The sequence below is a fragment of the Burkholderia sp. MSMB1826 genome (assembly GCF_001526325.1).
Lineage (GTDB): Bacteria > Pseudomonadota > Gammaproteobacteria > Burkholderiales > Burkholderiaceae > Burkholderia.
Genome location: NZ_LOYN01000046.1, coordinates 24,211 through 48,006, shown reverse-complemented (window position 1 = coordinate 48,006; position 23,796 = coordinate 24,211). Strand labels below are relative to the sequence as shown.

Below are 23,796 nucleotides of genomic sequence, written 5' to 3'. Positions count from 1 at the left end.
CAGCGTAAAGCTGGCCTCGATGCGGCGCCGCCCGGCGCATGAAGCGGCCATGCCGCGTAAGTGACGGGTAAGTTGGAGCGCTTATCGTGGACACTGCCGGGCCGCAGGTCGCGTTCGCGTGATGTGGTGCGGTGCAGCATCGTGCGCAGGCCGTCGCGGCCGCGTGCGGGTGGGTGGGAGACAGCGGCGCGCGAGCGCCGGCCAAGACGCGCGGCGTGCACGATCGCGCCGCCATGCAGAGGATTCATGTTCACCAAGGGGTAGTCGATGTCTGCGATTGAATCGGTTCTTCACGAAACCCGTCAGTTCGCGCCGCCCGCGGCGCTCGAGAAGACGGCGACCATTTCCGGCATGCCGGCCTATCGCGCGCTCGTCGCCGAGGCCGAGCAGGATTACGAAGGCTTCTGGGCGCGCCTCGCGCGCGAGGGCCTCGCGTGGCACAAGCCGTTCACCCAGGTGCTCGACGAGCGCAACGCGCCGTTCTACACGTGGTTCGAGGACGGCGAGCTGAACGCGTCGTACAACTGTCTCGACCGCCACGTCGAAGCCGGCAACGGCGAGCGCGTCGCCGTGATCTTCGAAGCCGACGACGGCACCGTCACCCGCGTCACCTACGCCGACCTGCTCGCACGCGTGTCGCGCTTCGCGAATGCGCTGAAGAAACGCGGCATCGGCAAGGGTGATCGCGTGGTCATCTATATCCCGATGTCGATCGAAGGCATCGTCGCGATGCAGGCCTGCGCGCGCATCGGCGCGACGCACTCGGTCGTGTTCGGCGGCTTCTCCGCGAAATCGCTCAACGAGCGGCTCGTCGACGTCGGCGCGGTCGCGCTCGTCACCGCCGACGAGCAGGCCCGCGGCGGCAAGACGCTGCCGCTCAAGAGCATCGCCGACGAGGCGATCGCGATGGGCGGCTGCGAGGCGGTCAAGAGCGTGATCGTCTATCGCCGCACCGGCGGCAAGATCGACTGGCATGCCGAGCGCGACCTGTGGATGCACGAGCTCGTCGACGGCGAATCCGAGCGCTGCGAGCCGACCTGGGTCGGCGCCGAGCATCCGCTGTTCATCCTGTATACGTCGGGCTCGACCGGCAAGCCGAAGGGCGTGCAGCACAGCACGGGCGGCTACCTGCTGTGGGCCGCGCAGACGATGAAGTGGACCTTCGACTGGAAGCCCACGGACGTGTTCTGGTGCACGGCCGACATCGGCTGGGTCACGGGCCATACGTACATCACCTACGGCCCGCTCGCGTGCGGCGGCACGCAGGTCGTGTTCGAAGGCGTGCCGACTTATCCGGACGCCGGCCGGTTCTGGAAGATGATCGACGATCACAAGGTCACCGTGTTCTACACCGCGCCGACCGCGATCCGCTCGCTGATCAAGGCGGCCGAAGCCGACGACAAGGTGCATCCGAAGAGCTACGACCTGTCGAGCCTGCGCATCATCGGCACGGTGGGCGAGCCGATCAATCCGGAAGCGTGGATGTGGTACCACAAGCACGTCGGCCACGAGCGCTGCCCGATCGTCGACACGTGGTGGCAGACCGAGACCGGCGGCCACATGATCACGCCGCTGCCGGGCGCGACGCCGACCGTGCCGGGCTCGTGCACGCTGCCGCTGCCGGGCATCACGGCCGCGGTGGTCGACGAGACGGGCCAGGACGTGCCGAACGGGCAAGGCGGGATTCTCGTGGTCAAGCGCCCGTGGCCGGCGATGATCCGCACGATCTGGGGCGACCCGGAGCGCTTCAAGAAGAGCTATTACCCCGAGGAGCTCGGCGGTCGGCTGTATCTCGCTGGCGACGGCACCGTGCGCGACAAGGAGACCGGCTACTTCACGATCATGGGCCGGATCGACGACGTGCTGAACGTGTCGGGCCACCGGCTCGGTACGATGGAGATCGAATCGGCGCTGGTGTCGCACGAGCTGGTGGCCGAGGCGGCGGTGGTCGGCCGTCCGGACGACACGACCGGCGAAGCGGTCGTGGCGTTCGTCGTGCTGAAGCGTTCGCGCCCGGAGGGCGACGAAGCCGCGGCGCTCGCGAAGGCGCTGCGCGACTGGGTCGGCAAGCAGATCGGTCCGATCGCGAAGCCGAAGGACATCCGCTTCGGCGACAACCTGCCGAAGACGCGCTCGGGCAAGATCATGCGGCGCCTGTTGCGCTCGCTCGCGAAGGGCGAGGCGATCACGCAGGACACGTCCACGCTCGAGAATCCGGCCATCCTCGAGCAGCTCACCGAAGTGCGTTGAGCACACGGTTGCGCGTCATGCGCGCGAGCCCCTGCGCGGCAGTCCCGATTGCCCGCGCAGGGGCTTTTTGCTACATAACGGCATGATCGTTCCGACCCGTTCGGCGCCTGCCGCGCCACCTCCCGTTCCCGCGCCGCTCGCGCGTGCGCACGCACGCTACTGGCGCTTCAACGTCGCGCTGATCGCGGTGCTGATGGTGATCGGCTTCGCGGTGTCGTTCATCGTGCCGTTCTTCGGACCCGCGCTCGCCGGCGTTCGTTTCGCAGGTTTCAGCCTGCCGTTCTATGTCGGCGCACAGGGCGCGATTCTCGTCTACCTCGTGCTGATCGTCGTCTACATCGGGCTGATGCAACGCGCGGACCGTACGCTGCGCCGCGCGTACGACGAGCATGCGGCACGCGCCGGCCCTGCGAGCGGCGGGCGCTGATTCATGCTGACGCATCGACTGATACGCGCGTACGCGCTCTACACGCTCGGGTTTCTCGGGTTCGTGCTGCTGATGTGGCGGATCGAGCGCGCGACGGGCTCGGGCGTCTGGATCGGCTACGTGTTCCTGTTCGTGCCGATCGCCGTGTATGCGGTGATCGGGTTGTTGTCGCGCACGTCCGACCTTGTCGAGTACTACGTGGCCGGGCGGCGCGTGCCGTCCGCGTTCAACGGGATGGCGACGGCGGCCGACTGGCTGTCGGCCGCGTCGTTCATCGGCCTGGCCGGCTCGCTCTACGCCACCGGTTACGACGCGCTCGCGTACGTGATGGGCTGGACGGGCGGGTTCTGCCTCGTCGCGTTCCTGCTCGCGCCGTATGTGCGCAAGCTCGCGCGCTACACGATTCCCGATTTTCTCGGCACGCGCTTTTCGAGCACGGCCGTGCGCGCGCTCGCCGCCGGTGCGGCGATCCTGTGTTCGTTCGTGTATCTGGTCGCGCAGATCCAGGGGATCGGCCTGATCGCGACGCGCTTCATCGGCGTCGATTTCGCGATCGGCATCTTCTGCGGCCTCGCGGGCATTCTCGTGTGCTCGTTTCTCGGCGGGATGCGGGCGGTCACGTGGACGCAGGTCGCGCAGTACATCATCTTGATCAGCGCGATCCTGATTCCGGTGTCGCTGATCGCGATGAAGAATGGCCTCGGGCCCGTGCCGCAGTTCAATTACGGCAAGCTGATGGAGCGCGTCGCGGCGCGCGAGGCGCAGGTGCGCGACGCGCGCGACGAGCAGCAGGTGCGCGATGCGTACCGCCGGCAAGCCGCGGAGATCCAGACGCGGCTCGACCGGTTGCCGGCGTCCCATGCGGACGCGCGCCGGCATCTCGTCGACCGGCTTGCCGACCTGCGGCGCCACAACGGGCCGCTGCGCGAGATCAGCCAGCTCGAGCGCGAGCTGGCCGATTTCCCGCGCGATCCGGCGGCGGCGCGCGTGGCGTGGACACAGGCGCGCGACGACCTCCTCGCGCGTGCCGAGCCGCCCGTGCCGATGCACGAGCCGTTTCCGGCTGCGAGCGAAGACGAACGCAAGCCGCGCGAGCGGAATTTCCTCGCGCTGCTGCTGTGCCTGTCGCTCGGCACCGCGAGCCTGCCGCACATCCTGACGCGCTACAACACGACCACGTCGGTCGCGTCCGCCCGGCGCTCCGTCGGCTGGACGCTGTTCTTCATCGCGCTGTTCTACCTGAGCGTGCCGGTGCTCGCGGTGCTGATCAAGTACGAGATCCTCGCGAATCTCGTCGGGCGGCCGTTCGCCGAATTGCCGGCGTGGGTCACGCAATGGCATCACTTCGAACCCGACCTGATCAGCGTCGTCGAGGTGATTCGCGACGGCATCGTGCACTGGTCGGAAATCCAGATGCAGCCGGACATGGTCGTCCTGGCCGCGCCGGAGATCGCGGGGCTGCCGTACGTGGTGTCGGGTTTGATCGCGGCCGGTGCGCTGGCCGCGGCGCTGTCGACCGCGGACGGGCTGCTGCTGACGATCGCGAACGCGCTGTCGCATGACGTCTATTACTGCATGGTCGCGCCCGATGCGACGAGCCAGCGGCGCGTGACGATCTCGAAGGTGCTGCTGCTGGGGGTGGCGCTGTTCGCGTCGTATGTCGCGTCGCTCAATACCGGAAAGATCCTGTTTCTCGTCGGCGCCGCGTTTTCGCTGGCGGCGTCGAGCTTCTTTCCGGTGCTGGTGCTGGGCGTGTTCTGGAAACGCACGACGACGCGCGGCGCGATCGCCGGGATGGTGACGGGCTTGGCGGTGTGCGTGTACTACATCGTGTCGACTTATCCGTTCTTCACGCAACTGACCGGGTTCGCCGGGCGCGCGTGGTTCGGGATCGAGCCGATCAGCTCAGGCGTGTTCGGCGTGCCGGCGGGGTTCGCGGTGGCGATCGCGGTGAGTCTGTGCGACAAGCGGCCGGATGAATATACGCGGGCGCTGGTGGATTACATTCGGCATCCGTGAGCGCAGGCGGGAGCAGGGTGTCGACGTGCCGAATGGAAAGCCCCCTGACTTCTCAGGAAATCGGCTGGCTTCGTGCTTTTGGCGAGGAGAGGGCGATTCGCCCGCACAAGCGCTGGCCGCGGATTCCGCGGATTCGATTGCAAGCGAATCCGTTCGAATCCCGCCGCCGAACCATCGGCCTGCTTTTCTCCGGAAACGAAAATGCCCGCTGGCGCGGGCATTGAATACTGGCGGAGAGAGGGGGATTCGAACCCCCGATAGGCGATTAACCTATACACGCTTTCCAGGCGTGCGACTTAAACCACTCATCCATCTCTCCGGAAGACCGAGAGTATAGCAAACTCTGGCGGCTGCCCGCCACTCCCTTCGGCGCCCATCAGAAATCCGTCGTCACCGACAGCCACACCGAGCGCGGGTCGCCCTGCGTCAGATATCCGCCGATCGTCGACGACCAGTACGACTTGTTCGCGACGTTGCGCACGGTTGCACGGAACGTCGTCTTCTTGCCGAACACGTCCGTCGCGTAACGCGCGCCGAGATCGAAGCGGTCCCACGCCCGGATCGACATCGTGTTCGCGACGTCCAGGTACTGCGGCCCCGTGTGGATCCAGCGCGCGGTCAGCGTGAGCCCGTTCAGCATCGGCACGTCGTATTCGGCGCCCGCGTTGAGCAGGAACGACGGCACGCCGATCGGCCGGTGGCCGTCGTTCGCGCCGCCCGCCGTGTTCCGCAGCGTCGCGTCGAGATACGTCGCGCCCGCGATCAGCCGCACGCCTTTCCACGGCTCGCCGTACACGGCCGTCTCGATGCCGCGGTGCCGCTGCGTGCCGTCGGCGCCGAACAGGTTCGTCGCCGGATCGGTGTACGCCATCGGCTTCTCGATCTGGAACAGCGCAAGCGACGCGCCGTACTTGTCGGTGTCGTAGCGGACGCCGGCTTCATATTGCTTCGATCGGTACGGCGACAGCGCCTGGCCCGCGTTGCGTGCGGTGTTCGGCGCGATCTCGCCCTGTGCGAGCGCTTCGCTGCGGTTCGCGAAGATCGACACGTTGCGCCACGGCTTCACGACGAGACCGAACACCGGCGTCGTGATCGCGTCGCTGTAGGTGGTGGCGACCGCGCCCGTGTAGTCGAAGTTGTCGACCGAGATCGACTGGCGCCGCGCGCCGATCGTGAACAGCACGCGGTCGTCGAGGAAGCCGAGCGTATCGGATACCGCGAGGCTGCGCAGCCAGGTCTTCGTGACGGTGCCCGGATCGTTCATGTCGCCGCCTGCGTAGGCGGTTGGCGGGGGCGCGAGCGGCGCCGGATCGTAGAGCGTCGTCGGGAACGCGTTCGACATCGTGTACGCGGACTGGCTGTCGATGCGGATGAACGACGCGCCGACCGTCACGAAGTGCGACACGGGGCCGGTCGTGAAGCGGCCGCGCACGCCGGCTTCGGCAGACTGCGCATCTTCCTTGTGCGGCACGCTCAGGCGCGAGCCGGTCGTGCCGGACGACGAGTAAGTCGGCGTGTAATAGTCGCCGTGCTCGTTCGTATGGCGTGCGCCGGCCGATACGTAGGCCGTCCACGCGGGCAGGAAGTCGTACTCGGCGCGCACGATGCCGACCGTGTCCTCGAGTTCGCTGAAGCTCCACGGCTGCGCATAGTTGTGCGTCGCGGACGGCACGGCGGGCAACTGATTGCCGCTGACGAGCACGACCGGGCGGCCGTTGTCGATCCGCTGCCGCTGATACAGGAAGTCGCCGGACAGGCGCAGCTTGTCGCCGCGCCAGTCGAGCGACACCGCCGTCACGTTGCTGCGGCGGCGCTCGTCGTCGACGGCGGTGTCGCCGCCGCTGACCGACTGGTTCACGCGCACGCCGAACTGGCCTTCGCTGCCGAAGCGGCGGCCGATGTCGACATGCGTGCCGAGCGAGCCGGACGTGGCGCCGTCGACGGTGACGCGCGTGAGCGGCTTGTCGTCCGCGCGTTTCAGTTGCAGGTTCACGCCGCCGCCGACCGCCGAGCCGTTCGGCGATGCACCGTTCAGGAATGCATTCGCGCCCTTGAACACGTCGACACGCTCGACCGCATCGGTCTGGACGAGCTGCCGCGGCGTGACGCCGTACAGGCCGTTCAGCGACACGTCGTCGCCGGCGAGCTCGAAACCGCGGATGACGAAGACCTGCGAGAAGTTGCCGTAGCCGGAGGCGCTGCGCACGGCCGGATCGTTGTCGAGCACGTCGGCGAGCGTGCGCGCCTGCTGGTCCTCGATCAGTTTCGACGTGTAGGTGGTCATGCTGAACGGCACGTCGCTCGCCTTTTGCCGGCCGAGCACGCCGAAATCCGCGCCGCGCGCGACCTGGCCGCCGGCGTAGGTCGGGGCGAGGTCGCCGGGCAGCGGCTCGGCCGCGCCGGTCACGTTGATCGACGGCAGCACGGTGGCGTCGGGTGCGGCGTTGGCGGCGGAAGTGGCCTGTTGGGCCCGGGCGGCGGCCGGGAAGGTGCAGGCGAGCGCAATGCCGAAGGCAATCGGCGTGAGACGCCGGACGGGTAACGAACGTGTCGACATGGAACGCAAATCGGGTGTGGTCGGTGATCCATCCCGGGGTGGCGAGTCGGAATCCGGGCGGCGTGACGCGTCCGTACTGTCGCGGACGTGTTTTTGTCGAGCGGCGGAGTCTAACGTAAACGAGAATCATTGTCGTTTACGGAAAGATCAGTCCACTATTTGAGATAACCGGGTGCCGCTCGCCGACGACGGCGCTCATCCGCCGGGCAGGCGTCGGGATGGACATGCGATCATGCTAAATCCGTATTCGTCGTAACAAACGTACGCATCGGTTGCGGCCTGTCGGCCGATCATGCCGATGCCGTCCGTACCGCTCTCTTCAAAAGGAACGCCACGCCATGTCGCTCTCCGCCTTGCTCGCCTTTGCGCTGATCCTGTCCGTCGGTGTCGCGACGCCCGGCCCGACGGTGTTGCTCGCGATGAGCAACGGTTCGCGCTACGGATTGCGTCACGCGATGGTCGGCATGCTCGGCGCCGTCACCGCCGACGTCGTGCTCGTCGCGCTGGTCGGGTTCGGCCTCGGCGTGCTGCTCGACGCGTCGGAAACGGCGTTCGTGACGCTGAAGCTGCTCGGTGCGGCGTGGCTCGCGTATGTCGGCATCCGGATGCTTATGTCGAGCCGCGGGGCCGCGGCTGCACAGCCTTGCGTGCCCGCGACGCCCGATCGCCGGAGCGCTTTTCTGAAGAGCTTTTTCGTCGCGATGAGCAATCCGAAGTACTACCTGTTCATGTCCGCGCTGCTGCCGCAATTCGTCGACCGGTCGCATGCGATCGCGCCGCAGTACGCGATGCTCGCGGCGACGATCGTCGCCATCGATGTAATCGGGATGACCGGTTACGCGCTGCTGGGCGTGCATTCGGTTCGCGTATGGAAGGCGGCCGGCGAGAAGTGGCTGAACCGGATCAGCGGATCGCTGCTGCTGATGCTCGCGGGGTACGTTGCGCTGTATCTCAAGGCCGTGCATTGACGCGGTGACGGAGCGGGGAAGCGGCTTGGCGCCGTGCCATCAGGACGCATGACGTGGCCGACGGTCGGTGTTTCGGCGCGACGTTCGTCGGTATCGACAGGCGAGGGGATGTCACGATTCGTGACGTAGTGGTGCCGTTCGTTCGGCCCGTATTGGAGAGGCGGGGCACATACGGGAACGACACCGGAGCGACGATCGAGGGGCACGGGACGGGACCGGCCCGTTTCGAAAGAATGTGAAGGGTTGAGCCCGTTTGGCGCTTTGCAAAAAAGATTCTAAATCCTGTCAAAAAGCCGTCACCAACCTGACAAATTTGCTATGCTCGCCGAAAATCAGACGGGCGGCACTCCCAGGGCGGACCAGCGGGCGTGATTGCTCGCCGAACAACGAAGTCAAACAAAATCCTGAGAGTCACGCTGTGAATACAGCCGAATTGCTGCGCACGTTTGCGTCGGGGGTGGTCGATCAGAACAATCGGCCGGTTCGCATGAACTGGGGGCCCGCCCAGAAAACGCTCGAGCAAGTACTTGCGCTCCAGTATGCCGATATCCGCGAAGGGTTGATGACCGGTATCGACGGGCATTTGACCTGCGTGTCGGCACGGGCCGATCTGCCGATCCGCAGCTTCATCGGGCTGCCAGTCTCCGTCGAGATGACGACCGATCGCGGGCGTCTCCATACCATCAACGGCATTGTCACCGACGTTCGCACCGGACAATCGGACGGTTCGCTGACCTGCTACCAGCTGACGATTCGCGACGTCCTGTCCGTGATGGAGCGGCGGACCAATTCGCGGTTGTTCCGGTCCAAGAGCCTGCCCGACATCCTGGGGGTGCTGCTTCAGGAATGGCGCCAGCGCAGCTCGGCGCTCGCGGGCGCATTCGAGTTCGACCTGTCCGGTCTGCAAGCCGAGCGTTACCCCGCGCGTGAACTCACGAGGCAGGTCAACGAGTCGGATGCGCATTTCATCCGGCGGCTGTTGCGACGGGAGGGGGCGACCGTCTTCGTCAAGGCGGGCAAGGCCGGCGAGCGGGCGAGCGGTAATGCGCACGACACGCCGGTCCACACGCTCGTCTTTGCCGACGACTCGATGAAGTTGCCGCAGACGGCCGCCGGCACCGTCCGCTACCACCGCGACGCCGCCACCGAAGAGCGCGACTCGATCACGCTGTGGGCGACGAGCCGCCGATTGATCCCGGGCAAGATCGTCCGGCCGACGTGGGACTACAAGAGCGGCCGGATGTCGCAAACCGAGCAGGCGACGATCGTCGATCAGGGCGACGGCGGCAACGACCTCGGGCATTTGCTGGCCGACGTCGTCATCGATATCCCGCATGCCGGGGATTCGTCGTCCGATCTCGACCGGATCGGCAAGGACCGGATGCTGGCGCATGAACTGCGCGCCGAATCCGTCGACGGCGTGAGCAATGTGCGCGATTTGGCCGTCGGTCACTGGTTTGCACTCGCGGAGCATCCGCAACTCGACATGTTGTCGGCCGAACAGCGACAGTTCGTCGTCACGTCGCTTCATCATTGCGTGCGGAACAACCTGCCGAAGGAACTGAACGAGCGCGCGCAATCGCTGTTCGCGGCAAGCCGCGTGCTGTTCGACGCGGTGCCGACCGACGTGAGCGGCAAGCCGGGCGACGAAAACGACAGGCGCTACGAGAACACGTTCTCGTGCGTGCGGCGCGGCGTGCCGCTGACGCCGGCCTACGATCCCCACGTCGATCTGCCGCCCGTGCATCCGATGACGGCGGTCGTCGTCGGGCCGCAGGGCGAGGAAGTGTTCTGCGACGAAATGGGCCGCATCCGCGTGCGGATCCAGGGGTTGAGCGCCGACGATCATGCGCATGCACAGGGTGCCGGCACGAGCGGTACGCCGTCCGACAGTGCGCCGGTACGCGTCGCCTGCGCGCTCGCCGGGCCGAGTTTCGGCGCGAATACGTTGCCGCGCGTCGGCATGGAAGTGCTGATCGGTCATATCGGCGGCGATCCGGACCGGCTCGTCGTGATGGGTGTACTGGCCAACGGGCCGAACATGCCGGCGACCTTCAGCCATACCGGCGCGCTGCCGGGCAACCGCTATCTTTCCGGCACGAAGACGAAGGAAATCAAGGGGCAGCGGTACAACCAGATCCGCTTCGACGATACGCCCGGGCAGATCAGCAGCCAGCTGGCGAGCGAGCATGCGTACAGTCAGCTGAACCTCGGCTATCTGACGCAGCCGCGCGACAACGGGCAGGGGGCGGCGCGCGGCGAGGGCGCCGAATTGCGCAGCGATGCGCACGTGGCGATTCGCAGCGGCAAGGCGATGCTGATTTCGGCCTGGGAGCGGCTTCGCGCGAGCGACGGCCACCTCGCTCGGGACGAGTATCTGCAACTGATGCAGGAATGCGTCGAACTGTTCAAGAGTCTCGGCGACTACGCGGGCCAGCATCAGGGCGTGGCGCCCGATACGCAACCGCACGATGCGCTCATGACCACGGTGAAAGGCTGGCCGAATGGCGAGGCGTCCGGCGGCGGCGAGTCGTCAGGCGCGTCGATGGCGGCCATCGGCATCACCGCGCCGGCCGGCATCAGCATGGCGACCCCGAAGACCGTGACGACCCACGCGGGCGGCAACGTCGACGTCGTCGCGCAGAACCATCTTCAGTACACGAGCGGGCAGCGGATCAACCTGCAGGCCGGGCATGGCGTCGCGATGTTCGCGCACAGCGACGGCGTATCGGCGATCGCCAACCAGGGGAAGGTGGCGCTGCAGAGCCAGAACGACGACACGCAGATCGATTCGGCGAAGAACATCCAGATGACGGCGGGCGGCGGCAAGCTCGCGGGTATGGCCAGCGAGCAGGTCGTGTTCGTGACGTCGGGCGGCGCGTATCTGAAGCTGCAGGGCGGCGATATCGAGCTCGGATGTCCGGGGAGTTTCACCGTCAAGTCGGCGTCCCATACCTGGGCCGGGCCGGCGAGCATGAGCGCCGATTTTCCGAAGTTCGACCAGGGCTCGCTGGGGCGGGTGCCGAAGCTGGTCCGGGCCACCGACGGGCAGCCGGTCGAGGGCATGGAAGCCGAGGTGCGAAAGGCGTCGGGCGAATTGATCAAGGGGAAGACCGACGCGCAGGGCAAGCTGGCGCCGGTCAGCAGCGACCAGTTCGAACAATTGGCGGTTCGCTTTTTCAAGTCGAGAACCTGAGCTGAGTCTTCAAGAAAAACAACATGTCGAACTACAACTTTGCGCAGAACCCGGGCGGGCAACCGTCGACGGACGACCCGTCGCAGACTTCGGTGGGCGGTGGATCAGGGACGATGCTGTTCAACCGCAACGACCTCGAGTGCGTGATGCAGATGCCACTGCCGGGCGTCGTCATTTTCGTGCACGGGGTGAATTCGGAAGGGGAATGGTTCAAGGAGGCCGAGAAGGGGCTGTGTGCCGGATTGAACCGGCGCATGGGGCGTTATGACGATCAGCTGTTCCATTGGGGGCCGGTGGCCGGGCAGATGACGCCGGTCAGCTATATCGAAAGCCTGACGCCAGACGGTTTCCTGAATCCGGACATGTCGTCGAAGACGTACATCAAGCCCGATCCGTCCTTTTCGCCCGTCATCCATTTTCGGTGGGGCTATGCCGCGAATGCGGAGGAGCTGAAGGAGTATGGCGACAAGATCATGCTCAACGAGAAGAATTACTGGGGCGGTGGTCCGTTCGCGGGCGGGTGTACGAGTTTGCCGGATCTGTGGAACGACGGGTTGAACGATCGGCTTTTTCTGTGGCTGACCGTCCAGCACATGAACGGCGTCGGCAATCGAAAAATCTACTCCACGCCACCGCGCACTTACGGTGTGCTTGGCGCACTGCGGCTGGCACGCCTGGTCGAATCGATCCGCAAGCGACAGGCCGACGCGCCGATCACGATCGTGTGCCACAGCCAGGGAAACATGATCGGTCTCGCCGCGGCGTTTCTCGGTGACCGGTTGCCCGAGGTGACGGATCAGTGGGGCAAGAAAGGGCGTTGCGTCGCCGACACCTATGTGCTCGCCAATCCCCCGTACAGTCTCGTCGAGGCCAACATGACCGACTCATGGGCCCAGCGCGGGGTGCGCGACAAGAACGGGCACGTGGGGCGCGAGACCTATGTCGCGCGCAAGGAAACGCTGAGAGCGTACTTCGATATCCTGCGTGCCCGGGCCGAGCTCGAGATGCCTGCGGAGGATCTCGATCGGGCGATGGAAAATGCGAGACCGTCGAAGAACGGGGGCAAACCGTATAGCGCAGCCAAGGACCGGGAGGCGCATGGGCTGTACCAGAAGAACACCTACGGGAGAGTGACGCTGTACTGCTGCCCGCACGATCAGGTTATTTCCGCCTTGACCGTTCAGGGAATCGGCTGGCGCGGGATGAGTATCGATGAAATCAGTGCGACGAACGGGTGGGGTGTTTTCTCCCAACGCGTATTCGCGTCGAATTTCGAGGTGGGCGGAGAGAACAAGCTCTATCGGTATTGGCAGGACGACTGGCGCAAGGACAAGAACCAGAAGGAAGGCTTCTGGTATCCGCCATCACCGCCCGCGCGGTATGGTCTTGGACGAGGCATGCATTCCAATGAAGGGTTGTTCCCGAAGTTCATGACGCTGATAACGAGTCCCGCCCTCTATCTGTTCAATTTGACCGATATGAAGGTCAATGCCGATCCGCCAAAAGACTGGGAAATCCCGATCACGGCACCGATGCTCGACAGGGAAACGCGCTTTCTCCCGAAGGCGTTTCGCTACGACAAACCGTCGGGCGCTTGCGATGCGCAAGGGAAACCGATCGAGGAAGGGAGCTTCAACGAGAGCTACGATCCGCCGTCGGCTGCGCGTGACGCCAACAAGGAGAACAAGCGCGATGACGATCCGTATGACAACTTCGACGCGAAGTCAGAAAAATTCAAGACTGAGGGTGATGCGCTGAAGGCGCAGGGGGATGCGGCGTCCGAAGCTGCGCAGCGGTATGAGGATCATTCCATTCTCCGGATGGAAGCGCGGAGATCCGGAAACCGTCGATGGGTGGACAAGTTCGGAAATGTGGTTGGGGAGGACAATCCGGGGGCAGCGAGCGCTGACTATACCGAATGGCGGAACAACGAGATATTTCAGATTCTGAACGGCGGGGACAAGAATAATCCAACGAACCATTCGACCATCATGACCAACAAGGACCATGCTGAGAAGGCGTTGGCTTATGATGTGGCAATTGGGCTCTGTTATCTGACTGAAACGGATTTGGAGGAAATCAGGATTCAGGCCGATTGGCGATTTGCCAATGGTTTGGGGGATGAGGGCCAAAATGGTAAGATGGCGGAATATATTATAACTGGGAAATGTGAAAAATTATTTTTGCAGGATTGGGTTGTTAAGGATGATCATGCAAAAATGCCTTCCAAGATACACGACGAAAGAGATGGCGGATTTTTCCTGAAGCTTGGAGGCATTTTATGAGATCGGCCATTGCTACATGGCCGCGTCGATTCGGAGTCGCCGGCGGTGCATTGCTTCTTGCGCTGGGTGTATCGGTTTTGATATTGGTTGCGTCTGATGAGCGGACAGGAGCATTGTTGAGCATGGGAACTTTGATGAAGCGGTTAGTCCTGGTTCCAGGACTTGTAGCAATCATGGTATTTGCATTTACAACGGTGATTGCGGGCCCGCGAGCAGTTGCGGCTTCATTGGACGAGAAGGCGGTTCCAGTCACCGGAGCCGGGGCGTCCAGACCATTCGTGGCTCAGGTCGTCGGGCTTGGCTGGATGAACCCGCTGCAGCGCAAGGATTACAGCACCGAGTGGCAGATATTGTGGACGCTCGGCCTAGTAAAGCCGAATGTCAACGATGACATGGTTCGGGTCAATCCCAAAAAATACTCAACATTGCAACCGATTTCTATCGTGGCCGATGGCCGCTGGGGGCGTGAATCGTTTTCCGGGTTCTATAAGAAGTATGTCAATGAGTTGCTGGTACTTTTTCGGACTCGATATTTCACGAATGAAGATTATTTTTACACTGTTGGATCGGATAGCCAGAAGAAGTGGCGAGAATTGGCTGGCATGCATGTCGAACTGGCAATCCCCTCTGGTCGACTCGATCCTGAGCTGGCGTCGTCGCATTTGCGAGATCAGATTGTTAATTTTTTCGAAATAGGCAATCCGTCGGCTAAAAATTTATGGAGCCACGACACACCGCCGGATGTGCATGTGACATCGGGGCAGGGGAATGCCGGCTTCACGTCGCTGAACGCGGCACTGGACTATCTGGCCGCCCACCCGGACAAAAGCGCGTGGGTGATGAACTGGGACGCACCGAGTTTCCCGCCGAAGGACGAACAGATCAACGAGAACATGGTGGTGCTGTTCCTCGCCGGTCCCGACCTGAAGACCGAGCGTGAACCGCTGGCCTGGATCGGCAAGGCTGCACGAAGCAACGTCAAGGATTTCGAGGCAAAGCAAGGAGCGAGCCGCGCGGTGCAGGCATGGAAGTCGACGATCGATGCGGCGGCGAGTAATGCAGGCGTGCCGGTGTCGTCGGTGAATTACATCGTGCACGACGCGGGCAAGGGCAGCGATGCTGCATCGACACGCATTGCGTCACTGTCGCAGACGCTGACGGAAGTATTGCCCGAATACGATTTCCGTACGCAGACCTTCAATACATCGGCGCTACTCGGTGACATGGGCGCCGGCGCGGCGCTGACCGATGTGGCGCTGGCGATCGGCCGAGCGAATCACCTCGGTGGCAATGTGCTCGTGGCCGGAACGACCGACACGGAGCATCCGACGGCAGTGGTCGTCGTCGCGCCTTCGAAGCTGACGCCGATCGACGCCGGCAAGGACTGGTTCCGTGCACGCGGCGAGAACAACGCGTACTTGCCGTGGTGGGGGCGCCGTCACGACGCACGTCCGGCATCGCAAGGCTATTCGGAATAAGGAACGCGCATGCGCGGCATCATTCGAGTCGGCGACGCAACGAGCCACGGCGGTCAGGTCGTGACCGGCAGTGCTGTCAGCGAAGTGATGGGGCGGCCGGTCGCCCGGCTCGGTGACACGTGTGTCTGCCCGATCGCGGGCCATCAGGCCTGCTTTATCGCCGAAGGCGATCCGCAGGTCATCGTCGACGGGAAACCGGCTGCATTCGATGGACACAAGACATCGTGCGGTGCGACGCTGATTTCGAGTCTAGCGTCGTCCGGACGGGAATGAATTTGCGGATCGGCGCGTGGGGTTGGCCGGTTCGATCGGGGTATTCATGCTCTGTTTCACTCTTGCCAGACGTATCGGGTGCGTCTCGATCGTGATGGCGACACTCTTGTCGTGCTCGCCACTGCGGGTTGAGACGCGCGCTGCATCGACGCAATCCGTCGAAGGTGCGTCTGCCGCGCCGTTTGTTGCTCAAGTTGTCGGGCTTGCATGGCTCAATCCGCTGCAGCGTCGTGACTATCCGACCGAGTGGCAATTGCTGTGGACGCTCGGGTTGGTGAAGCCGAATGCCAACGACGATATGGTCCGGACCAACCCCGTGAAATACTCGACCTTGCAAGCGATATCCATCGTCGCGGATGGCAACCGGGGACGTGAGTCGTTTGCCGGGTTCTATGAAAAATACGTCGGCGAACTTCTCGTGTTGTTTCGGACGCGCTACGTGATGAACCCCGATTATTTTTACACCATCGGCTCGAAGTACAAGCGTGAGTGGCGTGAATTGGCCGGGGTGCGTGTCGAGCTTGCACTTCCCGCCGGTCGGCTCGACCCGGTCGTTGCCGGAGCGTTCTTGAGCGACGAAATGGTAAACATGTACGAAATCGGCAACCCCTCCGCAAAAAATCTATGGATCCGCGATACGCCGCCCGACGTACACGTGACGTCGGGCCACGGCAATGCCGGCTTCACGTCGCTGAACGCGGCGCTGGACTACCTGGCCGCGCATCCCGACAAAAGCGTGTGGGTGATGAACTGGGACGCACCCAGTTTTCCCCCGCACGACGAACAGATCAACGAGAACATGGTGGTGCTGTTCCTCGCCGGCCCGGATCTGAAGACCGAGCGCGAACCGCTGGCATGGATCGGCAAGGCGGCGCAAGGCGGCGCCAAGGATCTCGACGCGAAGCAGGGCGGCAGCCGCGCGGTGCCGGCATGGAAGTCGACGATCGACGCAGCCGCAGCCAATGCGGGCGTCACGGTCTCGTCGCTGAACTACGTTATCCACGACGCAGGCAAGGGCAGCGCCGCCGCGTCGGCAAGAGCCGCGTCCCTTTTGCAAGGGTTCGCGGAAGCCGTGCCGGAAAGCGACCTCCGCGGCGCGACCTTCAACACGTCGGCACTGCTCGGTGACATGGGGGCCGGCGCGGCGCTGACCGATGTGGCGCTCGCGATCGGCCGCGCAAAACATCTCGGCGGAAACGTGCTCGTGGCGGGCACGACCGACGCTGAGCGTCCGACGGCCGTGGTCGTCGTCGCACCATCGAAGCTGACGCCGATCGATCCCGACAAGGAGTGGTTCCGCGCACGCGGAGGGAACAACGCGTACTTGCCGTGGTGGGGCCGCCGTCACGACGCGCGCCCGACGTCGCAAGGCTATTCGGACTAGGACGCGACGTAAGGGGTTGCGTTAAGCAATCTGTAACAATCAGCGGAATAGCGAGAAGCCGATTATTTCAAAATACCTTCAGCTTCTCTTTGCCGATGTGCACGAGGAAATCCGGATTCGCGCTCCATCAAGACACGGGTCCCGAGGCCGTGTCGGAATTCCTATCGCATGTCTTACATATCGTATGGTGATTGAAAGAGTTGCCCGGCTTGACGTGCCGCCCCGTCGCCCCTTATTGTCCGTCTGCCGCCCGTGAGAGAGCACGACGGCAATCGCGTAAGCGCGCCTCGCGCGCACGACAACACGTAGCAAAAAGCAGAAAAGGAAACGTGGTAGCCACATGAAGCCGCTATTCGACGACAACAAATCCGATGCGGTCAGCGATCGTCCGTCCACCTCGTCTTCGTCACCCGTCGCCGTGCCGGCCGCCGTCGCCAACGTCGTCGTGCCGGCAGCGCAGCCGACGGAGCACGCGCGCCTGATCACCGTCGACGAGATCGATCAGCTCGGCGCGACGCAGGGCACGCGCATCGCCGCCTTCTCCCAGCAGATTCTCGCGAGCGTCCGCGCGTCGGATGCCGACCAGTTCGGCGACAAGCTCAACGAGCTGATCGCGACCGCGAAGGGGCTCGACCCGCGCGGCGCCGACAAGGGCGGGCTGCTCCCGCAGGTCACGCGGCTGTTTCGCTCGACCAAGGAGAAGCTGCTGTCGCAATACGAGTCGGTGAGCAAGCGGATGGACACGCTCGTCGTCGAGCTCGAAAACCATGCGCAGCGCCAGAAGGCCGGCATCGACGAGCTCGAGCGGATGTACAACGACAATTACGCGCTGCATCAGGAGCTCGCGCAGTCGAAGGCGCACGGCGAAACGGCGCTCGCGACGCTGCGCGCGCATCTCGCGGCCGGCCAGCAGCCGGCCGACGATGCATTCGCCGCGCAGCGCCTGCTCGACGTGAAGCGCAAGGTCGATGCACTCGAAAGCAAGCTCGACGACCTCGATCGCGCGATGCTGATGTCGAAGCAGCTCGCGCCGCAGATCCGGATGGAGCAGGACCAGAAACGCATGCTGACGTCGAAGTTCATGACGATCAAGACCGTGCTGATCCCCGCGTGGACCAACGCGTTCGCGCTCTATCTCGAGCAACTCAGCACGAAGCGCGCTGCGGCGCTCGCGAACGCGACGTACGACGCGGCCGACGAGGCGATCCGCGCGCAGGCCGACCTGAATCGCCGGAACGCGCAGGAAGTCGCGAAGCTCGGCCAGCGTCCGGCGATCTCGACCGACACGTTCGAATACGCGCAGCAGCAGCTGTTCGGCGCGTTCGACGACATCACGCAGATCATCGCCGACGGCAAACGCCAGCGCGAGCAGGACGCGCCGCGCCTGCGCCAGCTCGAACAGGACCTGATCACCCGATTCGCTCCGAAGCACAACTAAGAGAACCGAGAGAACATCGCATGATTACGCTTGAGAAACGCGCGGCGAAGGTCGCGATCGTCCTCGAAAAACGTCAGATCCTGAAGCCGCCCGTCGTGCGCGTCGGCGCGGCGCTCGACATTTCGGGCTCCGCGAAGCCGCTGTACCAGTCGGGCGTGATCCAGGAGACGCACGACCGGATTCTCGGCATCGCACTGAAATTCGACGACAACGGCGAAGTCGACACGTGGACCTTCACCGAAGGCTACGATCGCCTGCCGACCGCGACGCCGGACAACTACGGCTCGTACATTTCCGATCATGTGCTCAACGCACGGATCGACAAGTGGGGCGGCACGCAGTACGCGCCGGTGATGAACGACATCGTCGACTTCTTCTTCCGCGCGCCGGAGCCGAAGCGCGAGGAAAAGCGCGGCTTCCTGAGCCGGCTGTTCGGTGGGGCGGACGACACGTCCGCGCCGGCCGCTTCGGCGCCCGTGAACGGCCATCTGCCCGCATGGGTGCTGTTCGTCACCGACGGGCAGAACCCGAAGAACGACCGCAAGCGCGTGCGCCAGTTGCTGGCCGAATCGCAGCATTTTCCGCTGTACTGGTCGCTCGTCGGCGTCGGCGATCCGAGCGAATTCGACTTCCTCGCGGAAGTCGCGGAGGAAATGCCGAACGTCGGCTTCCTGCATCTCGAATCGCTCGACCTCAGCGACGAACAGATCTACGAACAACTGATCACGCAGGAATTCTGCGACTGGGTGCGCGCGAAGCAAGCGCGCCCCGCCAGCCCATTTTTCTGAACTCGATTACCCCATCATGTTGAAAGACTTCAAGATCCCGTTGTCGCTCACGGCGCTCGCGCTGATCGCGGCCTATTTCCTCGGCGGCGTGAAGGACATGCTGATCGTCGCGGTCCTGTGCGTGCTCGAAATTTCGCTGTCGCTCGACAACGCGGTCGTCAACGCATCGGTGCTGAAGAACTGGTCGGAGAAGTGGCGCAACCGCTTCATGGTGTTCGGCCTGCCGGTCGCGGTGTTCGGCATGCGGCTCGTGTTCCCGTTGCTGATCGTCGCGGTGATCGGCCACATCGGCCTGTGGGATGCACTGACGCTCGCGATCGAATCGCCGGACAAGTACGCGGCGGTGCTGACGTCCGCGCATCACGAGGTGTCGGCGTTCGGCGGCGCGTTCCTGCTGATGGTGTTCTTCAAGTTCATGCTCGACACCGAGAAGGACGAGCACTGGATCGGCTTCCTCGAAGGCCCGATGCGCCATCTCGGGCGCATCACCGCGCTGGAGGTGGCGCTGACGCTCGCGATCGTGATCGTCGCGTCGTTCTACGTGCCGGCGGCCGAGCAGGTGAGCTTCCTGCTCGCGGGCGCGTTCGGCGTGATCGGCTTCGTGATCGCGCACGGCGTGGGCGACCTGGTCGGCGGCGAGGACACGGGCACGCGCGTGGTGCGCGAAGGCGTCGCGGGTTTCATGTATCTGGAAGTGCTCGATTCGTCGTTCAGCTTCGACGGCGTGATCGGCGCGTTCGCGTTGTCGAACAACATCTTCCTGATCGCGCTCGGCCTCGGCGTCGGCGCGGCCTACATCCGGGAGATGACGCTCGTGCTGCTGAAGAAGGGCACGCTCGCGCAGTACCGCTTTCTCGAGCACGGCGCGTTCTGGGCGATCGGCGCGCTCGCGACGATCATGTTCCTGGGCGTGAAATTCGAGGTGCCCGAGGTCGTCACGGGCCTGATCGGCGCGGCGATGATCGCCGCGGCTGTATGGTCGTCGATCGTCGTGCAGCGCAAGGAAGACCGCGCCGCGGTGGCGGGCAAGTGAGCACGCATCATGCGGCGCGATAACCATCAACGAGGGGCCGCCGCGGGCGGCCCGGCATCGCCGCCGGCGCAACGGCGGTTCCAGCAGAAGAGGTTCAGATGATCAATTTGTCGAAGGGCGGTCGCGTCAACCTGTCGAAGGAAGCGCCCGGCACGCAGAAATTCCGCATCGGTCTCGGTTGGGACGCGAACGCGACGGACACGGGCACGGATTTCGATCTCGACGTGTCGGTGTTCCTGTGCAAGTACGACGCGCAGAGCAATCCGAAACTGATCTCGGATCAGCATTTCGTGTTCTACAACAGCGAAGTGCGCACGATGGAGCGCAAGGAAACCTTCATCCAGCCGGGCGACGATTTCCCGAAGCGCGGGATGCCTTCGTCGAAGTGCCTGGGCGTCGTGCATAGCGGCGACAACCGCACGGGCAGCGGCGACGGCGACGACGAAGTGATCTTCATCGACATGACGAAGCTCGCGGCCGACGTCGAGGAAATCTCGGTGGTCGTGACGATCGACCAGGCCGAAGCGCGCCGCCAGAATTTCGGGCAGGTTCGCAACAGCTACATCCAGATCGCCGACGAGGTGTCGGGCGCGGTGATCGCGAAGTACGCGCTCGAGGAAGACTTCTCGATGGAGACGTCGGTGCAGGTCGGCAGCTTCTATCGTCGCGACGGCCACTTCATGTTCAAGGCGGTCGGTGCAGGCTACAACCGCGGCCTCGGCGATTTCGTCCGCGCGTACGGCGGCGCGGTCTGACTGGCGGGAGCCCGGCGCGCGGCACTCCGCCGCGCCGGGCAGGAAGCGGCGATGACGAATCCGTCCGACGAGCCGAAGCGGCTCGAGTTCGATACGACGCCCGAGCGCACGCCCGGGCGTCTCGCGTTCGACGCGCTGGCCGCGCCCGGTGCGTCGGTCGCGCGTGCGCCGGCGCGACCGGCACCTCGGGCGCTCGACTTCGGGCCGGCGCCCGCGTCCGGTCAAGCCGTGCGCACGGCGCCCGCCGATGCGGTCGGCCGCGCGCTGTTCGGCGAATCGAATCACCCGCAGCTCGAAGCGTGCTTCCGCGCCGCGCAGGCCAGCTTTCCCCATCTCTATCCCGATTACGCGCCGCGCATCGAGCGGCATATCCGGCAACTGGTGCCGCTGAAGCTCGCGACGGTCGCGACGATCGGCGACGGCGCGCTGGAGACGGCCGGCAACCTCGTCGAGGCCGTCGCGGCGACGACACGCGAATTCAACGAACTCGGCGCGGCCGACATGATGGCGGGGCTGCTCGCGCAGGCGACACGCAAGGCCGGCATGTTCGAACGCTGGTTCGGTGCGGCGTCCGGTCATGTCGACTACCGCGCGGCGCTCGGCGCGCTCAAGCAGTCGCTCGGTTTTTTCCCGCGCCGTACCGAGGCGCTCGCCGCGGAGGTCCGCCATGCGGAGGAGAACCTCGTGGTCGTGCTCGCGGCGTTGAGCGCGGTGTCGGACGTCGTGCGGGCGCCGGACGATGCGGGCGTCGAGCGCGCGCTGTTCGACCGCCGCGACATCGTCGGGCAGGCCGTCCAGCAGATCCGGATGCAGCCGGCGCAACTGCGCGGGCTCGACGAGCGCGTGACCGACCTGCTGTCGCGCGCCGATCACCTGATGAACGTCGTGCTGCCGGCGGCGCTGGCCGCGCGGCCGTCGCGCTGAGCGCACGATACGGACGCATGCGCGTCGGCGCGTGCGGTCTCGTGTCGGGCGCGACGGTTTCGCGCGGGTGGCCGCGAGTCTGCTATCTTCCCGGGCATCTCATCGCTTTCCCGCCGATTTTCCATGACCGACCGCATCGTCGCCGCCTTCGATTTCGACGGCACCATCACGACTACCGACAGCTTTCGCCATTTCGTCCGCCATGCGGTCGGCACGCCGCGTTTCGCGTGGGCCGGGCTGCGGGCGTTGCCGTGGATCGTCGCGATGAAGGCCGGGCTGCTGTCGCGCGGCGACGCGAAGGCGAAGTTCGCGTCGTTCGCGTTCGGGCCGATCCGCGAAGAAGCGCTCGATGCGCAGGCGCGCAGGTTCGTCGACACCTGCCTGCCGAGCCTCGTGCGTCCGGAGATGCTCGAGCGCATTCGCGAGCATCGCGCGCGCGGGCATGAAGTCGTGCTGGTCAGTGCGTCGCCGTCGCTGTATCTGGAGAAGTGGGCGAAGACGGCCGGCTTCGACGCCGTGCTGGCGACGCGGCTCGCGTTCGAGCGCGGCGTCTTCGCCGGGCGGCTCGACGGCGAGAACTGCTGGGGGCCGCAGAAGGTCGTGCGGCTGCGCGGCTGGTGGGGCGACCGGCCGCCGCAGCAGTTGTTCGCGTACGGCGACAGCCGCGGCGACAAGGAAATGGCCGAGCTCGCGAACTGGTCGTGGATCCGCGGGCAGGGACCGATGCCGCCGATCGGCGATCGATGAAGCGCCGATGCGTTGATGCGCGGCGCCGGCGTTACGCGTCGGCTTGCGCGCGGTGCGTGCCGCGAGACGGGCGATAGCCGCCCCAGCGATTCGCGCGCGCGAACGTGCCGACGTCGTTGAAGCGCACGCCGACTTCGCGCAGCGCCGCATGCGCGGTGCGCGCGGTCAGTTGCCGGATGTAGAACGGGTCGCGCACCACGAAGTGATGGATCGCGTGCGTGCTGCCGAAATTGAAGCAGAACAGCTGGAACGGCAGCATCCACCACGGGTTCAGCACCTGCGTCTGCTGGATCACGTTGCGCGAATCGATGTCGCCGAAATAGTGCATGTTCGAACTGACGAAGTTGATGCAGAAGCTGCGCACGAAGTTCGGCCCGAGCCACACCACCGCCAGGAAATCGACGACGCGCATCACGTGCTCGACGACGGCCGGCACCGTTACCGCGTAGCCGCACGCATGCAGCGCGAACAGGCCGACGTGATAGACGACGAACGCATGCCATAGCGTGTAGTACAGGTGACCGACCGGCATGTACGACGACACCTGCTCGACGCGCAACTGCAGGCGCTCGGACGGATCCTGCACCGGCTGCGCGGCCACGTACTGCTTCACCTTGCGGCGCATCGCGGCCGGTCGCAGCACGACGGCGAGCATGCCGTCCGCGATCATCAGCAGGCGCTTCACGCCCCAGCGCTCGCCGTTGGTGATGCCGAATTCCTCGAGATCCGATTCGCCGCCCGACACCTTGTGGTGATGCAGGTGCATGCGCCGGCGCGTCCACGGGTTGATCGTGCCGGGTCGCGTGAGCCAGCACAGCGCCATCATCAGGTGATACGCCCACGGCGTCTTCTTGAAGTACATCAGGTGGATCAGGTCGTGCTCGAGCTCGTGGATCAGCGACGTGACGAACGCGGCGAGCGGCAGCGCGACGTACCATGCGATCGCGCCGCGCGCATACAGCCATGCGATCGCGAGCATCGCGCTCACCGACGCGGCCATCACGGTCGCGCCGACGAGATTCTGGTTGTCGAGCAGCGGAAAGCGCGCGCGGATCGCGTCGCTCGCGGCGTTGACTTCGCGGCGGACGTACGCGACCTTGTCGGCGTCGTTTCGAAAGACGGTTCGTGCGGGTGGGCTCATCGACCGGAATCCGTGCGGAAAGAGTAGGGCGCAATGCCGATGTGACAAGCATAGGCGCGTGCCGGCGCGCATGCGAGGGCCGGCGGTGCCAATGGCGGTGTCATTTCGGGCCACGTTGGCCGGCAATCCGCGT

The 23,796-nt window shown here is 64.8% G+C and carries 18 protein-coding genes and 1 tRNA gene; 16 read left to right on the top strand and 3 right to left on the bottom strand.

The features are described from left to right. The first annotated feature begins 267 nt into the window (after positions 1-267). From acs to WS95_RS35175, 4 genes are all read left to right on the top strand, one after another. Entirely contained in the window at positions 268-2,250 is a 1,983-nt protein-coding gene (acs, locus tag WS95_RS26480) for an acetate--CoA ligase (RefSeq protein WP_059827013.1), read from the top strand. Between the two features lie 82 nt (positions 2,251-2,332). Further along, positions 2,333-2,677 carry a DUF4212 domain-containing protein gene (locus WS95_RS26475; protein WP_034207814.1) on the top strand — a complete coding sequence of 115 codons (345 nt, stop codon included), beginning with the start codon at positions 2,333-2,335 and terminating at the stop codon, positions 2,675-2,677. Positions 2,678-2,680: 3 nt separating this feature from the next. Further along, the gene (locus tag WS95_RS26470; protein WP_059782066.1) at positions 2,681-4,696 is read left to right on the top strand and encodes a sodium:solute symporter family protein; all 2,016 of its coding nucleotides are present in this window, start codon (positions 2,681-2,683) and stop codon (positions 4,694-4,696) included. Between the two features lie 32 nt (positions 4,697-4,728). Then, a complete protein-coding gene (locus tag WS95_RS35175; protein ID WP_156444590.1) occupies positions 4,729-4,920 on the top strand; it encodes a hypothetical protein in 192 nt (63 codons plus the stop codon). Positions 4,921-4,924: 4 nt separating this feature from the next. Here WS95_RS35175 and WS95_RS26465 read toward each other — a convergent pair. Further along, positions 4,925-5,015 (bottom strand) — tRNA-Ser (locus WS95_RS26465). A 57-nt stretch (positions 5,016-5,072) separates the two neighbouring features. Further along, entirely contained in the window at positions 5,073-7,253 is a 2,181-nt protein-coding gene (locus WS95_RS26460; RefSeq protein ID WP_059827012.1) for a TonB-dependent receptor, read from the bottom strand. Positions 7,254-7,591: 338 nt separating this feature from the next. Between WS95_RS26460 and WS95_RS26455 the strand changes: the two genes are divergently transcribed. The 12 genes from WS95_RS26455 (at position 7,592) to WS95_RS26405 (ending at position 22,522) form a co-directional block, all read left to right on the top strand. Continuing rightward, positions 7,592-8,221: a LysE family translocator gene (locus WS95_RS26455; protein WP_059827010.1), complete on the top strand. Its 630-nt coding sequence runs from the start codon at positions 7,592-7,594 to the stop codon at positions 8,219-8,221. A 418-nt stretch (positions 8,222-8,639) separates the two neighbouring features. Further along, positions 8,640-11,417, top strand: coding sequence for a type VI secretion system Vgr family protein (locus WS95_RS26450; protein WP_059827008.1), 2,778 nt, complete (start codon positions 8,640-8,642; stop codon positions 11,415-11,417). 23 nt (positions 11,418-11,440) lie between these two features. Then, positions 11,441-13,702, top strand: coding sequence for a T6SS effector phospholipase Tle3 domain-containing protein (locus tag WS95_RS26445; protein WP_059827006.1), 2,262 nt, complete (start codon positions 11,441-11,443; stop codon positions 13,700-13,702). Beyond that, positions 13,699-15,180, top strand: coding sequence for a virulence factor (locus tag WS95_RS26440; protein WP_179950233.1), 1,482 nt, complete (start codon positions 13,699-13,701; stop codon positions 15,178-15,180). The genes WS95_RS26445 and WS95_RS26440 overlap by 4 nt, the downstream gene beginning before the upstream one ends. A gap of 9 nt (positions 15,181-15,189) precedes the next feature. After that, positions 15,190-15,453, top strand: a complete 264-nt coding sequence (locus WS95_RS34185) for a PAAR domain-containing protein (protein WP_027784933.1) — start codon at positions 15,190-15,192, stop codon at positions 15,451-15,453. Between the two features lie 22 nt (positions 15,454-15,475). Further along, positions 15,476-16,837: a virulence factor gene (locus tag WS95_RS26435; protein ID WP_257139950.1), complete on the top strand. Its 1,362-nt coding sequence runs from the start codon at positions 15,476-15,478 to the stop codon at positions 16,835-16,837. A gap of 340 nt (positions 16,838-17,177) precedes the next feature. After that, positions 17,178-18,275, top strand: a complete 1,098-nt coding sequence (locus WS95_RS26430) for a toxic anion resistance protein (protein ID WP_059827002.1) — start codon at positions 17,178-17,180, stop codon at positions 18,273-18,275. A 20-nt stretch (positions 18,276-18,295) separates the two neighbouring features. Then, a complete protein-coding gene (locus WS95_RS26425) occupies positions 18,296-19,063 on the top strand; it encodes a VWA domain-containing protein (RefSeq protein ID WP_059827000.1) in 768 nt (255 codons plus the stop codon). A 16-nt stretch (positions 19,064-19,079) separates the two neighbouring features. Beyond that, positions 19,080-20,096, top strand: a complete 1,017-nt coding sequence (locus tag WS95_RS26420; RefSeq protein WP_059826998.1) for a DUF475 domain-containing protein — start codon at positions 19,080-19,082, stop codon at positions 20,094-20,096. A gap of 98 nt (positions 20,097-20,194) precedes the next feature. After that, positions 20,195-20,851, top strand: coding sequence for a TerD family protein (locus WS95_RS26415; RefSeq protein WP_006482759.1), 657 nt, complete (start codon positions 20,195-20,197; stop codon positions 20,849-20,851). Between the two features lie 51 nt (positions 20,852-20,902). Beyond that, a complete protein-coding gene (locus tag WS95_RS26410) occupies positions 20,903-21,775 on the top strand; it encodes a hypothetical protein (protein WP_059826996.1) in 873 nt (290 codons plus the stop codon). Positions 21,776-21,898: 123 nt separating this feature from the next. Beyond that, the gene (locus WS95_RS26405; RefSeq protein ID WP_059826994.1) at positions 21,899-22,522 is read left to right on the top strand and encodes an HAD family hydrolase; all 624 of its coding nucleotides are present in this window, start codon (positions 21,899-21,901) and stop codon (positions 22,520-22,522) included. 31 nt (positions 22,523-22,553) lie between these two features. Here the strand turns inward: WS95_RS26405 and WS95_RS26400 are convergent, their stop codons facing one another. Continuing rightward, on the bottom strand, positions 22,554-23,663 hold the full coding sequence (locus WS95_RS26400) for a fatty acid desaturase (protein WP_059782081.1): 1,110 nt from the start codon (positions 23,661-23,663) through the stop codon (positions 22,554-22,556). Between the last annotated feature and the right edge of the window lie 133 nt (positions 23,664-23,796).